At 53.1% G+C, this 16025-nt stretch carries 14 protein-coding genes, 2 other RNA genes and 2 pseudogenes; 6 read left to right on the plus strand and 12 right to left on the minus strand.

Annotated elements, in window-relative coordinates; genetic code table 11:
* Positions 1–104 precede the first annotated feature (104 nt).
* The 3 genes and pseudogenes from HT085_RS04800 to ssrA all read left to right on the plus strand — a co-directional run bounded on the left by HT085_RS04800 (position 105) and on the right by ssrA (position 2763).
* Positions 105–1153, plus strand: a pseudogene (locus HT085_RS04800) (sulfate ABC transporter substrate-binding protein).
* A 579-nt stretch (positions 1154–1732) separates the two neighbouring features.
* On the plus strand, positions 1733–2338 hold the full coding sequence (locus tag HT085_RS04805) for a Smr/MutS family protein (protein WP_003691104.1): 606 nt from the start codon (positions 1733–1735) through the stop codon (positions 2336–2338).
* A 62-nt stretch (positions 2339–2400) separates the two neighbouring features.
* Positions 2401–2763: a transfer-messenger RNA gene (gene ssrA / locus HT085_RS04810) on the plus strand.
* Positions 2764–3080: 317 nt separating this feature from the next.
* On the opposite strand, the gene HT085_RS12260 is transcribed toward ssrA, so the two are convergent.
* The 3 genes from HT085_RS12260 to HT085_RS04825 are packed head-to-tail and all read right to left on the minus strand — an operon-like array spanning position 3081 to position 4196.
* Positions 3081–3263, minus strand: a complete 183-nt coding sequence (locus HT085_RS12260; protein WP_017146832.1) for an integrase core domain-containing protein — start codon at positions 3261–3263, stop codon at positions 3081–3083.
* 59 nt (positions 3264–3322) lie between these two features.
* Positions 3323–3901 (minus strand): IS3 family transposase, encoded by a 579-nt coding sequence (locus tag HT085_RS04820; RefSeq protein ID WP_003688041.1) that lies wholly within the window; start codon positions 3899–3901, stop codon positions 3323–3325.
* A gap of 4 nt (positions 3902–3905) precedes the next feature.
* A complete protein-coding gene (locus HT085_RS04825; RefSeq protein ID WP_041420764.1) occupies positions 3906–4196 on the minus strand; it encodes a helix-turn-helix domain-containing protein in 291 nt (96 codons plus the stop codon).
* Positions 4197–4436: 240 nt separating this feature from the next.
* Between HT085_RS04825 and HT085_RS11560 the strand changes: the two are divergent.
* Positions 4437–4978: pseudogene (locus HT085_RS11560) on the plus strand (IS630 transposase-related protein); the annotation flags it as partial.
* Positions 4979–5004: 26 nt separating this feature from the next.
* On the opposite strand, the gene HT085_RS04845 reads toward HT085_RS11560, so the two are convergent.
* The 7 genes from HT085_RS04845 to ffs all read right to left on the minus strand — a co-directional run bounded on the left by HT085_RS04845 (position 5005) and on the right by ffs (position 10298).
* Positions 5005–5175 (minus strand): rubredoxin, encoded by a 171-nt coding sequence (locus HT085_RS04845; protein ID WP_003688501.1) that lies wholly within the window; start codon positions 5173–5175, stop codon positions 5005–5007.
* Between the two features lie 132 nt (positions 5176–5307).
* Complete coding sequence (locus HT085_RS04850; protein ID WP_003691103.1) at positions 5308–6390, minus strand: acyl-CoA dehydrogenase family protein; 1083 nt, start codon at positions 6388–6390, stop codon at positions 5308–5310.
* A gap of 137 nt (positions 6391–6527) precedes the next feature.
* Positions 6528–7076 carry a carboxymuconolactone decarboxylase family protein gene (locus HT085_RS04855; protein ID WP_003691101.1) on the minus strand — a complete coding sequence of 183 codons (549 nt, stop codon included), beginning with the start codon at positions 7074–7076 and terminating at the stop codon, positions 6528–6530.
* Between the two features lie 139 nt (positions 7077–7215).
* Positions 7216–7587: a DUF2628 domain-containing protein gene (locus HT085_RS04860; RefSeq protein ID WP_003691097.1), complete on the minus strand. Its 372-nt coding sequence runs from the start codon at positions 7585–7587 to the stop codon at positions 7216–7218.
* Between the two features lie 184 nt (positions 7588–7771).
* Entirely contained in the window at positions 7772–9463 is a 1692-nt protein-coding gene (gene dld, locus HT085_RS04865; protein WP_003691095.1) for a D-lactate dehydrogenase, read from the minus strand.
* A gap of 96 nt (positions 9464–9559) precedes the next feature.
* The gene (locus tag HT085_RS04870; protein ID WP_003688487.1) at positions 9560–9979 is read right to left on the minus strand and encodes a hypothetical protein; all 420 of its coding nucleotides are present in this window, start codon (positions 9977–9979) and stop codon (positions 9560–9562) included.
* Between the two features lie 222 nt (positions 9980–10201).
* An RNA gene (ffs, locus tag HT085_RS04875) (signal recognition particle sRNA small type) lies at positions 10202–10298 on the minus strand.
* 260 nt (positions 10299–10558) lie between these two features.
* On the opposite strand from ffs, the gene HT085_RS04880 reads away from it, so the two are divergent.
* Entirely contained in the window at positions 10559–14392 is a 3834-nt protein-coding gene (locus tag HT085_RS04880) for a DUF3683 domain-containing protein (protein WP_025455884.1), read from the plus strand.
* Between the two features lie 76 nt (positions 14393–14468).
* Positions 14469–15470: a tRNA dihydrouridine synthase gene (locus HT085_RS04885; protein WP_003688483.1), complete on the plus strand. Its 1002-nt coding sequence runs from the start codon at positions 14469–14471 to the stop codon at positions 15468–15470.
* A gap of 60 nt (positions 15471–15530) precedes the next feature.
* Here the strand turns inward: HT085_RS04885 and HT085_RS04890 are convergent, their stop codons facing one another.
* Together HT085_RS04890 and HT085_RS12045 are read right to left on the minus strand one after the other, a co-directional pair.
* Entirely contained in the window at positions 15531–15713 is a 183-nt protein-coding gene (locus tag HT085_RS04890) for a hypothetical protein (RefSeq protein ID WP_003688481.1), read from the minus strand.
* 172 nt (positions 15714–15885) lie between these two features.
* Positions 15886–16017, minus strand: a complete 132-nt coding sequence (locus HT085_RS12045) for a hypothetical protein (protein ID WP_003691090.1) — start codon at positions 16015–16017, stop codon at positions 15886–15888.
* Between the last annotated feature and the right edge of the window lie 8 nt (positions 16018–16025).

Here is a 16025-nt window from a genome sequence, read left to right on the forward strand (position 1 = left end):
CCCGCCTTATAACCAAAACTGATAATCTTCAAATCAAACATTATTTCCACAAGCGCAGACAGCCGTATAAAGTTGCCCCATCTACCAACCGACAGGACAAGCATATGAAAACCTACGCACAGGCACTCTATACCGCAGCCCTGCTTACCGCCTGCAGCCCCGCAGCCGATTCAAACCATCCGTCCGGACAAAATGCCCCGGCCAATACCGAATCCGACGGAAAAAACATTACCCTGCTCAATGCCTCATACGATGTGGCACGGTATTTTTACAAAGAATACAACCACTTATTTATCAAAGCATACCAATCCGAACACCCCGGCACATCCGTCAGCATCCAACAATCCCACGGCGGCTTCAGCAAACAGGCATTATCCGTAGCCAACGGCCTTCAAGCCGATGTCGTAACCATGAACCAATCTTCCGACATCGACCTGCTCGAAAAAAAGGACTGGTAGAAAAAGGCTGGCAACAAGCCCTCCCCGATCACGCCGCACCCTACACCAGCACTATGGTTTTCCTTGTCCGAAAAAACAACCCCAAACAGATCCGCGATTGGAACGACCTTGCCAAAGACGGCGCTAACATCGTCATCGCCAAGACCTCGGGCAACGGACGCTACGCCTTCCTCGGCGCATACGGTTACGGTCTGAAAGCCAACAACGGCAACGAGCAGGAAGCCCAAAAACTCGTCGCATCCATCCTCAAAAACACACCCGTTTTTGAAAACGGCGGACGCGCCGCCGCCACCACCTTCACACAACGCAACATCGGCGACGTACTCATCACTTTTGAAAACGAAGCCAACTACGTCAGCAAAAAACTGACCCAAGGACAGTTTGAAATCGTCTATCCGAGCTACACCATTTCCGCCGAAAGCCCCGTTGCCGTCGTCAACAGCGTCGTCGCGAAAAAAGGCACGCAAAAAACCGCCCGCGCCTATCTCGAATACCTTTGGAGCGAACCGGCGCAAGAACTCGCCGCCTCACTCTACCTGCGTCCCCGCAACCCCGAAGTATTGGCACGACACAAAGCCGACTTCCCCGACTTAGACACCTTCCCTCCCGAAGAAAAATTCGGCGGATGGGACAACATCATGAAAACCTACTTCGCCGACGGCGGCGTATTCGACCGCCTGACCGCACAAAAATGACCATTATGCCGTCTGAACCGCCTTTCAGACGGCATTTCACACATCAAAACAGAAAACCGCACCCAAAATCATCATCACAAGACACAACGGCAAACCGGATACAAAACCCAACACCGCCGCCAAAATGCCGTCTGAAGCCGTCGGCGCAACCATCCTTATCTGGGGCGCGCCTCATCAAAGGGGCGCATAACTTTCCTTAACCATCCCTTTTGACAGCCAAATAAACAGTGCTTTTGCCTGTCAGAAACAAAACCAATATTTTGCGGTTCGTATCGGAACATTTATAAAACATCAGATTTCCGTGTTTCGCGTTTCCGGCAATTCAAGATTAGCAAAACCATTAACCTGCTTCGCAAGGCAGGTTTTTAAAACTTTATCAGGCGTTCGAGCATATCGGTTCGACCGACCCGCATTTCCGGCAATCAACACTGCCGACGGTTGCCGCATTTCTTTTTGATATACAATCACACTTTCAAAAAACATACGACGGCAACAAAATCATCCTCCCCCCGCTTGGCAAACATCCGGCAAATTAAAACCCCGCCCGAAACAGCCATCGGACAAATAACAGGAAAAAATATGAATACCGACTTCCAAAAGATCCTCAAACAACTGGGCAAACAGGCCAAAAAAGAAGCGGCAGAAAAACAGGAATCCGAAAAAAACAAGCAAAAACAAGAACATGATTTAGATTTTTCACAAGCAGTCGGACAAGTCTCCCCATTAAAAAACCGGCAGCAATATTATGCGCAGTCCGACAAAACCCCCATCAAAGCCCGTCCCAAAGACAACCGCACCGACGAAGAAAACTACTTCTACATAGGCAGCACATACAACGACCCACCCGCCAGCTTCTGCAAAAACGGACAGGGAAAAAACGACATCCAACGCCTGAAAAACGGATACTATCCCGTCGTTACCGATGTCGACCTGCACGGCTACACCCAAGAAGAAGCACAAAAAGTCCTCAACGAATTCATCGCATTCACCCAAAAACGCGGCGTATGCGGCGAAATCATCCACGGCAGCGGATTAGGTTCCAAAGGCTACAAACCCGTTCTGAAAAACATGACCCGAAACTGGCTGATGCAACACCCCGACGTACTCGCCTACGTCGAACCCCGGGAAGGCAACGACGGCTGCGTCCGCATCCTGCTCAAACGCAAATTAAGGCAGCAAGACTGACAAATTTCTCCGACAGACTTGGCAGCACCGCACAATATCCGTATAATTTGCAAACCATTTCTGGGGGCGACCTTGGTTTCGACGGGGGTTGCGAAGCAGATGCGGGCATACCGGGGTCTCAGATTCCCGTAAAACACTGAATTCAAATAGTCGCAAACGACGAAACTTACGCTTTAGCCGCTTAAGGCTAGCCGTTGCAGCAGTCGGTCAATGGGCTGTGTGGCGAAAGCCACCGCAACGTCATCTTACATTGACTGGTTTCCAGCCGGGTTACTTGGCAGGAAATAAGACTTAAGGTAACTGGTTTCCAAAAGGCCTGTTGGTCGGCATGATGGAAATAAGATTTTCAAATAGACACAACTAAGTATGTAGAACGCTTTGTAGAGGACTTTCGGACGGGGGTTCGATTCCCCCCGCCTCCACCATGCCCTATTTTCAGCAGTATCCTGCAACACAAAAAATCCTTGAACTTCAAAAGTTTCAAGGCTTTTTTATTGCCTTGAATATGATGGCGTATGCTTGAGTTTTCGCAATTTATGGGGTAACTTTTGGGGTAACTTTTCAGGAATCACCCTAAAAAATATCTTAAAAATACAAAAGCCATCACGCATTTTTTAAAAAGGTTACCCAAAACTTAAATGAAGCCTTTATTTATAAGGCTTGCAGCTTTCCAAACAAGTTACCCCCAAACGGATAAAAAATGCCGAAGCTGAACTGCACCCCAAAAAGTCGGACAGTTTAATCAAGCGGCTTTCAGGGACTGAATTCTGTACTGAACAGGGCTCAGTCCTTTTAATTTCAACTTGATTCTATCGTTGTTGTAGTAACGGATATATTCGTGCAGTGCCGCTTCCGATTCGGTAACGGAATCATATTTGCACGTATGGAAACATTCCGATTTCAACGTTCCGAAGAAACTTTCCATTGCCGCATTGTCCAAGCAGTTTCCCTTGCGGGACAGACTCTGAACCAGACCGTTGCCTTTCAACTGCTTTTGATAAAAAACATCTGATATTGCCAACCTTGATCCGAATGCAGCATCGGCTTTTCAGACGGCCCCGGTTTCTCCGGCGCACCTTTCAGTATCTCGCCGGCCAAATCGAAAGTCGGGCGGGTTTGAATACGGTAACTGACGATTTCCCCGTTAAACAAATCCATAATCGGAGAAAGGTATATCTTTTCTCCGCCTACATCGAACTCGGTAACGTCCGTTACCCATTTCTCATTCGGCTTTTCTGAATGGAAACAGCGTTGCAGGATGTTCGGCGCAACTTTGCCGACTTCTCCTTTGAACGAGCGGTATTTGCGCCGCCGTATCACTGCCTTCAGCCCCGTCTTCGCCATCAGACGGCTGACTTTCTTGTGATTGACCGGTATTCCTGCGTGACGGATGGCTGCCGCAATCCTCCGGTAGCCGTATCTTCCCTTATATCGTTGATAAATATCATGGATATGTCGTTTCAAATCGGCATATTTGCCTTCTGCCGATTGGACGGCCAATTGGTAATAGAAGGTGCTGCGTGGCAGTCCGACAATCCCCAACAGCAGTTCAACGGATGGCATTTCCTTAACCCTGCGACGAGTTGCGTTCTTTCTGCCGCACTTCTTTCAAGGCATCGAGCTTTTTTAGGACAGCCGCTTCCGCTTTAAGGTAAGCCAATTCCGCAAACAGTTCTTCCTTGGTTTTCAGATAGTCGGCTTTTTTCGTTTGCGGCGGATACTGTTTTTTCACGGGCTTTCTTCCTTTGGGTTTGGGCTTTAAACCGTTAATACCATTCAAACGGTAGAGGCGCAACCATTGCGGCAAAACGGAGCAGTCGGGCAGATTCAGTTGGTCTGCGGCAGCTTTTTGGGACATTCCCTGCCCCGTCACCGGGCGGATTGCCTCAAGTTTGTATTCGACCGAATATTTTGTCGTATGCTTTCTGCGTTTGATGCCGCTTTCACCGTGTAATCTGTATCTTGCCACCCATTTGCGTACCAATGAATCGGAAATGGAAAAATATAGTGAATTAACAAAAATCAGGACAAGGCGGCGGACCGCAGGCAGTACAAATGGTACGGAACCGGTTCGCCCGGTGCTTCATTACCTTAGGGAATCGTTCCCTTTGGGCCGGGGCGGGGCAACGCCGTACCGGTTTTTGTTAATCCGCTATATTACGGACAATGCAAAAACACCGGCCAAACCGCAGCAACGTTTAACTTGTCAAGAAACACGCTTTACCTGCGGATTCGCCTTAAAAAACAAACAGGCAGCCTAAAACATCAAGTTACCGGCCTAAATGCCGCCAAATCGGATAGGCAAAAACCGGCTCGATATGTCGGGCGGCATCCGGATGCCTGTCTGCATGAAATCGCCAAACATTTTGATTGTACGGCAGCCGCCGTTTGCCATGCGCCCAAACAGATGCGGATGGCGCGCAAAAAAAGACCGCCGCTTACAAAGGACAAGACCCGGCCAAAGTAACGCATTATTTGACACGGCCGGCCGGATTTTCCGACTGCCAACGTGTTTGTCCGGATGAAACAGGATTCGACCGCCGCCTGTTCCGCCCCTATGCCCGCAGCCTGAAAGGGCAAATGGCGAAAGCGCGGATAAGTGGGAAAAGATACCGGCGCTTATCTGCGGAACACGCCGAGGGATTTTCCAAGGGGTGCGGCTGCCGCTATATCACGAAATCCAACAGGTAGAAATCTTCTTTGCCCACGCCGCATTCGGGGCATTTCCAGTCGTCGGGGATGTCTTCAAACTTTGTCCCGGGGGCGATGCCGTGTTCCGGGTCGCCGAGTTCTTCATCGTAAATCCAGCCGCAGGGGCCGCACATATATTGAGCCATTTGTGTTTCCTTGTTTGTACCGTGCTTTTTTGCAGCGGGCCGCCGGGGTTTGGTTCGGATGCCGTCTGAAGCGTGCCGCCGCATCTGTCCCGCCTTGGGCGGTTTGTGCTTCAGACGGCATTTTCCGCCTGTTTATTTTGCGGCTTCGATTGCTGCTATTTCTTTGCAGAGGTGTTTGATTGCGGGGGTTACGATGGCGACAAACATCGCTTCGCCGACGCGCCTTTGGGCGGGACTCCGCATCAGGTAGCCTTTCGCGCCGGAATGCAGGGCGGCGGATTGCGCAGCGGCAAGGGCCAGTACGGCGGCGGCTTCGCGCAGCTTGAGGGTGGCGAGGTTGTCGGGCGTGTTATCCCACGCCAATCCGGCGAGCCGTTCGGTTTCTGCCCACGCGCCGTCCAGCCTTGCTTTGAGGCTGTCGTAGCCGTCGTCGAGATAGCTGTTGACTTCTGCATTGACGATGTTGGCGAGGCGGATGATGCCGAGGCTGCCGTCTATCACGCCCGCGCCGATGCCGATTTGCAGGAGGATAAAGCCTGCTTTGATGCTTTGGATGTAGCCGGCAAACTGTTCGGGCGCGGCGATGATGTCTTCGTCGGGGATAAATACGTCTTTGAAGTTCAGGCTGAAGGTGCGCGTGCCTTCGAGGGCGCAAAATTCGGGGCAGTTTTGCAGGCTTACGCCTTCCCTTTGCCCGCCTGTGATGAACATGACGTAGCCGCCGCCGATTTGGGCGGTATTCGCCCAAATGTGGTCTTCGCCGATGTTGGACACCCACGGCAGCGCGCCGTTGACTTTGTAACCACCGTCCACGCACTCGGCTTGAAGGTTGTGTTTTTCAATGCCGGCAAGGTGTTTGACGGTATTGGACATTCCGGTGCCCGCCAATACTTTGCCTTGCAGGATGTCGGCGAGGTATTTGTCTTTGACGGCTTGGTTGGGCGTTTGGTGCAGATACCACGCGCAAGCCGCCTGACACCACGCGCTGAAGGAGGTCGCGCCGCATTCTTTGCCGATTTCGCGCAAGACGGCGATTCGTGTTGCCAAGCCTAAGCCGTTGCCGCCTTCGGCTTCTATACCGACTGCGCCGATTGCGCCGAGTTCGCGCATAAATGCTTCGGGGTAGTATCCTTTGCGGTCGATGTCGTCGACGAGGGGTTTGAGCTTGGTTTTGACGAGTTCGGCAACGTTGGCAAGCAGGGTTTGGGCGTTCATCTTTGTTCCTTAAGGTTTTTGGGGGGAAATCGGGGGCACGCCTGATGCGCGGCTGCTTTTCCCGCCGCTTGGGCGGCTTGTTTTTGTTTGAGGGGGTGTTTTTGAAAAACCGCCTGCATTCAGGCGGTTTTGTTTGCTTAGGCGTATGCCTGCAATTTGGGGTTGATTTCGGTTTGGGCGAGGTTGTTGGCGTAGTTGCACAAAGTTGCCAAGGCTACGCCCATTACGACTTCGACTGCCTGCTGCCGGTTGTAGCCCGCATCGAAAAATGCTTTGAGTTCGTCGTCGGATACTGCGCCTTTTTTCGCCATTACGGCTTGGGTGAAGGCGGCAAGCGCGCCGAGTTTGGCATCGTCAAATTCACCTGCCGCCAAAGCGCGGGCGGCATTGAGGGATTGCTCGGACAGGAGTTTTTTCAGGGTTGCGAGTTTGGTGTGCCCTGCCACGCAGAAGCCGCATTGGTTGGTGCGTGCGGCAATGATCCGGATGACTTCGACTTCGCCGGCGGTCAGGCTGTTGGCGGCGTTGAGCTTGCCGACTTCTTGGTAAAACGCCAAGGCTTCGGGGGCGTTTGCCAATACGCCGATGAGGTTGGGGATAAAGCCGTTGTTTTTGGGTACGGCCTCTACGCGCGGTTTGGCGGCTTCGGGGGCGGTTTCGAGGGTGTGTACGGTTAAACGTGCCATTTTCTTTCCTTGTTCGCAAATATTGGGGACGGGCGCATGGTACGCATTTCGGAACGGAATAGGAAAGACTGTGCCACAAACAAAAAGTTATAAGAAATGCCGCCTGAAGCCTTTCAGACGGCATTGCCGGGAAACACGCCTACCCGCCCCCGCGTCCGAAATATTGCGCCAATGCGGCTTGGGGGTTGGCGGCTTCGACTGTTTCGGGCAATTCGGTATAGCCGCGCGATAAAAGGTGGCGTGCATAAAGGCTGTTGCCCTTTGCGCCGAACCAGACGGAAACCGCCAAGCCCAATACGTTAAACGCCGAGTCTGTGGCGGGCGTGTCGCCGTAAACCAGTTGGGCAAACACCGCCAACACGAATATCGCGCCCGTCATCCCCAGCCCCAAACCCCACATTCTTTTGAAACACGCCCACAGCGTGCCGAACAAAAGACCCGGCCATGACCAGCCTTGTTTGACGGCTTGGGGCGGCAGGGCGGGATGGGTGTAGATTTTGTATGGTTTCATCGTGTTTCCTTTTCGGTTGAAACCCCGCCCTTTGGGGCGGTAGGATCAGACTTTATTTGTGAGACGCGCGCCCGTGTGCAGACATACGGCTTGAACATGCCCGTCGGGGAAGACAGATCCGACAATGCCGTCTGAACGGTGTTTTGCCTTCAGACGGCATTGCCTGCCTTCAAAGCGGACGCGCTTATTCCGCCCAGTTTTTCTTTTTGCTGGTTTTGCCGATACCCGGGTTGAAGCTGTTGGTCGGGTCGAGTTTGCGGTAAAACTGTTTGAGCGCGGGCTTGGCTTCATACAAATGGCCGACGTTGTGTTCGGCGGGATATTGCGCGCCGCGTTGGTCTAAGAGATGCAGCATTTCGTGTTCCAACGCCATACAGCCGTTGCCTTTTTTGATGATGTAATCCTGATGGAAAACGTGGCACATAAAATGCCCGTAATACAATTTATGGATGATTTTATTGTCGATTTCCGGCGGCAGTTTTTCAAACCAGTCGCGGTCGTCGCGGCGCAGGGCGATATCCAGCGCGACCAAGTCCTCCACTTCGTCGTCGTGCACGGAACGGTAGCGGATAGCGGCGGAAGCGACGGCGAAACGGTGCAGCATCGCGGCTTGGGTTTCTTCGGCGTTGCACTCGAAAAACGCGCCGCCGTGGTGTGAAAAATATTCTTTTAAGAACGCGCGCGCCTCATCCACGCCTTTTCCGCCCATTTTCAGAATCAGGTGGTGTTCGTATTTGTCGCGGTAATCGCGCATGGATTTGGGCAGGTGGTCGGGCAGGAATTTGCTGACGAACTGCATTGCCTTGTCGGAAAAATGTTTGGGCAGGAAGCTGACTTTTTTGCCGAACCTGTCCACGCGCGCCTTCAAGTCAAATAATTTCGGCAGTTGGTGCGTACCGAATTTTTTGATGACGTAGAACGTGTCTTTGCCGTACACGTCGGCAATGTCGAAAGCGTGGCGGTGGATGTATTCGCCGGAAACGGGCAGGCTTTCAAATTCGCCCAAGGCGGCGCGGCGGATGTCGGTCAGCTCGTTGATGTCGTTCGTGCCGATGTAGAACACGGCGGTTTGTTTTTCTTGCGGGAAGGTGTCCAAACGGACGGCAAAAACCATCAGCTTGCCCGCGCAGCCCGAGGCTTCGTAATGGCGGGCGGGGTCGGCATTGAAACGCGCGGCGGTCGGTTCGTCCACTTGGCGGACGTGTTCGCAATAGGCGTGGTCATGTCCTTTGCCCGCGTCTTGTTTGATGTCTTTTTTCTGATAATGATGACCTTGCAGGTTGGTCAGGATTTCTTCGGGCGTGTCGCCCAAGTCTATGCCCAAGTGGTTGACCAGTTCCAACCTGCCCTCTTCGTTGATTTGGGCGAACAACGCCATTTCGGTGTAGGCCGGGCCGCGCTGTACCAACGCGCCGCCGGAGTTGTTGCACACGCCGCCTAAAACGGACGCGCCGATGCAAGAAGAGCCGATGACCGAATGCGGTTCTCGTCCCAAAGGTTTCAGCAGCAGTTCAAGCTGGTTCAGGGTCGAGCCGGGCAGGCAGACGACTTGTTCGTTGTTGTTGATGGTTTGGATGATGTTCATCCGCATGGTGTTCACAATCACGATGTCGCGGTCGTAATCGTTGCCGTCGGGGGTCGAGCCGCCGGTCAGTCCGGTATTCGCCGCCTGCGTAATCACAATCACGTCCGCTTCGACGCAGGCCTGCAGAATTTTCCACATTTCCAAAATGCTTCCCGGGCGCACCACCGCCAACGCCTTGCCTTCGCCGAAACGGTAGCCTTGGCGGTATTGTTCGGTTTTCGCGGGGTCGGTGATGATGTATTTTTCGCCTACGGTTTGGGTCAGGCTGCTGATTAATTGCGAGGCGTTCATAACACTCTCCTATCGGGATAAGCGGCGGCGCAAATCCCGGTACGCCGCCGTATGTTCAATTTGGATATTTTGGTGCGGCAAGTTGCACGCTGCAAATTATTTTTGGTTAAAGAAATAATGTAATTTAATATTTTTGGCATTTGCCGCGTTTTCCAAATCGGCCTTGTCGCTTTCGCTATCGCCCGTCATATAGACACTGACATTATTTCCGACTTTCTTTGCATGGTTTAAGGAATAAAGTGCGGTCGCCTTATTAAACATTTGGCTGCCTCCCGCCACGCCGACGTTGATATTGTCCGCGCCGAGCATTTCAATCATATTTGATGCCGAAGGCGATCCGGATGTTTTAATCATTCCGACAGCCACCGCATCGGAAAGCGGGTTATTCGTCGCGGGAACCTGCACGACAACAGAGCGTTCTCCCTGCGGCATTTCAACCATCAACCGGCCGACATTGACACCTGTTGAACAAGCTGCAAGCATACCGGTGAGGGTTATCATTAGAAGTTTTTTCATTTGCCTACTCCTTTAGTCTTTAATCAAACCGCCCTGTTCGTCATATAACTTGAAATTGAACCATACTTCCATTTTTATGAAGCCGGTTCTTCATTGGCCTGTATGGATACATTGTAATGATGCGTTATGGCAAAGTAAAGGAAATGCCGTCTGAACGGCTTTCAGACGGCATCGGTGCGATACGGGAACGCCGGAACATCGAAGCTCCGGCGTTTCAAATAGGGCGGCGGACCAAACCCCCGGCACTGGCGCATCGGAGTGGGCTGCTGGCTTCCGCCCCTGACCCGGTGTTCCGATTTGCCATGCGGGGAGACCCGCCTCGGAGAAACGGCATTATAACGGGTTTTCTGAAAAACTCAACCGTTTTGATACGGTCATACGCCGGAAACACCGCCTAAAATTTATATTTGATAATATTGTCAACAATTTCTCAAAGCGTTATTTTGTTTCTATAAGGGTATTGCCTGTTTCGGCATTGAAAAATATCAAAAATTGAACTACATTATCGCCTTTTCAAACCCGGCTGAAACCGACTTTTCAAACGGCATTCAAATAAAAACTGCCAAACACGGACACACTATGACCACGACTACCGCCCCGCAGCGTATTCGGGAAATCCCCTACAACTATACTTCCTACACCGACCGCGAAATCGTCATCCGCCTGCTGGGCGACGAGGCGTGGCACATTCTACAGGACTTGCGCGGACAGCGCAAAACCGGGCGTTCGGCACGGATGCTGTTTGAAGTGTTGGGCGATATTTGGGTGGTCGTACGCAATCCGTATCTGGTCGATGATTTGCTGGAGCATCCGAAACGCCGCGCCGCGCTGGTGCGGGAAATGCGCCACAGGTTGAACGAAATCCGCAAACGCCGCGACGATAATCAGCAAGCGGATGTGTTGATTGCGGCGGCGGAAAAGGGAGTGGAGCTTTTTGACGGCAGCTTTGACGAAACGCGCCAAAAGCGGCGGCAGATTTTGGAGCGTTTGAGCAAAATCACCAAGCCGCACAATATTATGTTTGACGGGCTGGCGCGGGTAACACACGTTACCGATGCGACCGACTGGCGCGTCGAATATCCGTTTGTCGTCGTCAATCCCGACACGGAGGCGGAAGTCGCGCCTTTGGTGCGCGCCTTAATCGAGCTGGACTTAGTTATTATCCCGCGCGGCGGCGGTACGGGTTATACCGGCGGCGCGGTACCTTTGGACGCAAACAGCGCAGTCATCAATACCGAAAAACTCGACAAGCATCGCAGCGTCGAATACGTTGAGCTGGCAGGCTTGTACGGCAGACATCCGATTATCCGGTGCGGCGCGGGCGTGGTTACGCGGCGGGTGGAAGAAACCGCGCATCAGGCGGGCTTGGTGTTCGCCGTCGATCCGACTTCCGCCGACGCGTCCTGCGTGGGTGGTAATGTGGCGATGAATGCGGGCGGTAAAAAAGCCGTATTGTGGGGTACTGCCTTGGACAACCTCGCCTACTGGAACATGGTTAACCCTCAAGGCGAATGGCTGCGTATCGAACGCGTGCGCCACAATTTCGGCAAAATCCACGACGAAGAAACTGCCGTGTTCGACGTGCACACGCTGGATTCAGACGGCATCAACATCGTTAAAACCGAACGCTTGGAAATCCCCGGACACAAATTCCGCAAAGTCGGTTTGGGCAAAGACGTTACCGACAAATTTTTGAGCGGACTGCCCGGCGTGCAGAAAGAAGGTACGGACGGCATCATTACCGGCGTTGCCTTCGTATTGCACAAAATGCCGAAATACACGCGCACCGTGTGTATGGAGTTTTTCGGCACGGCCGCCACCGCCACGCCTTCTATCGTCGAAATCCGCGATTTTCTGCTCGCACACGACAGCGTGCGGCTGGCGGGTTTGGAGCATTTGGACTGGCGTTATGTCCGCGCCGTCGGCTACGCCACCAAAGCGGCGGGCAAAGGACGACCGAAAATGGTCTTGCTGGCGGACGTGGTTTCAGACGACGAAGCCGCCGTAGAGGCAGCCGCCGAACACATCTGCGAACTTGCCCGCGCCCGTGACGGCGAAGGCTTTATCGCCGTATCGCCCGAAGCGCGCAAAACCTTTTGGCTCGACCGCAGCCGCACCGCCGCCATCGCCAAACACACCAACGCCTTTAAAATCAACGAAGACGTGGTGATTCCGCTGGAGCGGCTGGGCGAGTATTCGGACGGCATCGAACGCATCAACATCGAGCTTTCCATCCAAAACAAACTCAAACTCTGTGCCGCTTTGGAGCAATATCTTTCGGGCAAACTCCCCATCGACAAAATGGGCACCGACCTGCCGACCGCCGAACTGTTGGGCGAACGCGGCAAACACGCCCTCGCCCACGTTGCCGCCGTCAAAGCGCGTTGGGACTGGCTGCTCGCCCATTTGGATGCGCCGCTTGCCGACTACAAATCACGCTACGGTACAGCCGTCCACGCCGCGCCCGAAGCCAAAGACGATGAAAGCTGCTTCACCGCCTTCCGCGATTTCCGCCTGCGCGTGTCTGTCAAAGCAGACGTAATGAAGCCGCTTGCCGAAATCTTCAGCGGCAAAACCGATACCAAAATTATCCAAGGCTTGGGCAAAATCCACGCCAAAACCGTACGCAGCCGCGTCTTTGTCGCCCTGCATATGCATGCCGGCGACGGTAACGTCCACACCAATATTCCGGTCAACTCAGACGATGCCGAAATGCTTCAGACGGCCTACCGTTCTGTGGAACGCATTATGAAAATCGCCCGTTCGCTCGGCGGCGTGATTTCCGGCGAACACGGCATCGGCATCACCAAGCTCGAATTCCTCACCGATGAAGATTTGCAACCGTTTTGGAACTACAAAAACCAAGTCGACCCCAAGCACACCTTCAACCGCCACAAACTGATGAAAGGTTCGGACTTACGCAACGCCTACACGCCGTCTTTCGAGCTGTTGGGCGCGGAATCGCTGATTATGGAAAAATCAGACCTCGGCACGATTGCCGATTCCGTCAAAGACTGCCTGCGCTGCGGCAAATGTAAACCCGTCTGCTCCACCCACGTTCCGCGCGCCAACCTGCTGTACAGCCCGCGCAACAAAATCCTCGGCGTGGGTTTGCTGACCGAGGCCTTCTTATACGAAGAACAAACCCGGCGCGGCGTTTCCGTCAAACATTTTGAAGAACTGATGGACATCGGCGACCACTGCACCGTGTGCCACCGCTGCGTCAAACCCTGCCCCGTCAACATCGACTTCGGCGACGTTACCGTAGCCGTCCGCAACTACCTTGCCGATTCCGGCCACAAACGCTTTGCGCCTGCGGCTTCAATGGGTATGGCGTTTTTGAACGCCACCGGTCCGAAAACCATCAAAGCCCTGCGCGCCGCGATGATACAGACCGGCTTCCCCGCGCAGAACTTTGCCTACAAAATCGGCAAGCTTCTTCCGATCGGCACGAAAAAGCAAAAAGCCGAACCCAAGGCAACCGTCGGCAAAGCCCCGATTAAAGAACAGGTTATCCATTTCATCAACCGCCCACTGCCCAAAAGCGTACCCGCCAAAACACCGCGCTCCTTATTGGGCATCGAAGACGGCAAAAGCATCCCCATCATCCACAACCCCGCCGCGCCCGAAGATGCCGAAGCCGTGTTCTACTTCCCCGGCTGCGGTTCGGAGCGTTTGTTCAGCCAAATCGGACTCGCCGTCCAAGCCATGCTCTGGCACGTCGGCGTACAAACCGTCCTGCCGCCCGGCTATATGTGTTGCGGCTATCCGCAAGACGCTGGCGGCAACAAGGCAAAAGCCGAAGAAATGAGCACCAACAACCGCGTCGCCTTCCACCGTATGGCGAACACCCTCAACTACCTCGACATCAAAACCGTCGTCGTCAGTTGCGGCACTTGTTACGACCAGCTTGAAAAATACCGCTTCGAGGAAATCTTCCCCGGCTGCCGCATCATCGACATCCACGAATACCTGCTCGAAAAAGGCGTGAAACTCGACGGCGTGAAAGGTCAGCAATACCTCTACCACGACCCCTGCCACACCCCGATTAAAACCATGAACGCCACCCAAATGGCCAGCAGCCTGATGGGGCAGAAAGTCGTTTTAAGCGACCGCTGCTGCGGCGAATCCGGTATGTTCGCCGTCAAACGCCCCGACATCGCCACACAGGTCAAGTTCCGCAAACAAGAGGAAATCGAGAAAAACCTCAAAGAGCTGCCGCAGGGCGAACCCGTCAAAATGCTGACCTCCTGCCCCGCCTGCCTGCAAGGACTGAGCCGCTATTCCGACGACAACAATATGCCTGCCGACTACATCGTCATTGAAATGGCGAAACACATCCTCGGCGAAAACTGGCTGGATGAGTTTGTAAAAAAAGCCAACAACGGCGGCGTAGAGAAAGTGTTGCTATAACAACGGACACGGAAATGCCGTCTGAACGCCGAAAGCCTTCAGACGGCATTGTTTGAATCAAATACCTACCCGAATCATGATTGACGGACAAACAACCGAACCCAAACAAAAAACCAGAATCATACCAGCCCCCATGCGGGGGCTGGTAGACGATGTGATGCGCGACCTGCTGACACGTATCGGCGGCTACGACGAATGCGTCAGCGAATTTGTACGCATTACCCATACCGTGCATTCACGATCCATATGGTTAAAATATGTCCCCGAAATCGCCAACGGAAACAAAACGTTTTCCGGCACGCCCTGCACCGTCCAACTTCTGGGCAGCGATGCGGACAATATGGCGGCAAACGCATTGGAAGCCGTCCGATTCGGCGCGGACAAAATCGATTTGAACTTCGGCTGCCCCGCGCCCACCGTCAACAAACACAAAGGCGGCGCAATTCTTCTGAAAGAGCCGGAACTGATATTCCACATCGTCAAAACGCTGCGCGGACGTTTGCCTGCACATATTCCGCTGACGGGGAAAATGCGGCTAGGCTATGAAGACAAAAGCCCTGCTTTGGAATGCGCCTGTGCGATTGCCGAAGGGGGCGCGTGCGGACTGACCGTGCACGCGCGCACCAAAGCCGAGGGCTACGAACCCCCGGCGCATTGGGAATGGATAAGGAAAATCCACGATACCGTCAATATTCCCGTTACCGCCAACGGCGACGTTTTCAGCCTGCAGGACTATATCGGCATCAAAACAATCAGCGGCTGCAACAGCGTGATGCTCGGTCGCGGTGCGGTCATCCGCCCCGATTTGGCGCGCCAAATCAAGCAATACGAGAACGGCGGACCGGTCAAAGACACGGATTTTGCCGAAGTTTCCACATGGATAGGGCAGTTTTTCGAGCTGTGCCTGACAAAAGAGGCAAACAACAAATACCCGATCGCCCGTCTTAAGCAATGGCTGGGCATGATGAAAAAAACGTTCGACCCGGCGCAAACGCTGTTCGACCGCGTCCGAACGGTTAAAGATGCGGATGAAGTGCGCCGAATCCTGAACGCATTTGAGCATGAGATGGATGTTTGATGTCTCCCGCGCTTCAAAGCAAATGCCGTCTGAAAACCTTTCAGACGGCATTTGTTATCTTTATTGCCGTTTTTCCCCTGCTTTCGGTGTATTTTTGTTTTTCAGTTTCGCCCCCAAACCCAAACGTTTTTCATAATCCGATTGCGGGGTATCGTCTTCCTGCATACCGAACGCGCCGGCATTGACCCACAGCGACAGCAGCGCGACGACAAAGGCGCAAAAGCCGATTACATACCAAAACATTGCCCCTCCAAATTTGTTAAAATCATATCAAATACAGTGCCGAATTTATCACAAGCGCACGAGCAAATAAATCTTCTGACCGCAGTATTTCATTCATTTACCTTGAAAACAAAAAAGGGCACCTGAAAATTTTGCGAAACTTTTCAGATGCCCTGCTTTGCCGAAAAACGTATCAGCCGCAGCAACCGCCTTCGCCGTGTCCGCCTTTTTTGTCGTTATCGACAATGGGCAGTTCGACTTTTTCGTTTGGTTTTTCTGCATTTTCGGGCCGGTCGTTGAGTTTGATTTTCGCGGTTTCGCTCATTTCCTTAC

This window comes from Neisseria gonorrhoeae (assembly GCF_013030075.1).
Classification (GTDB): Bacteria; Pseudomonadota; Gammaproteobacteria; order Burkholderiales; family Neisseriaceae; genus Neisseria; species Neisseria gonorrhoeae.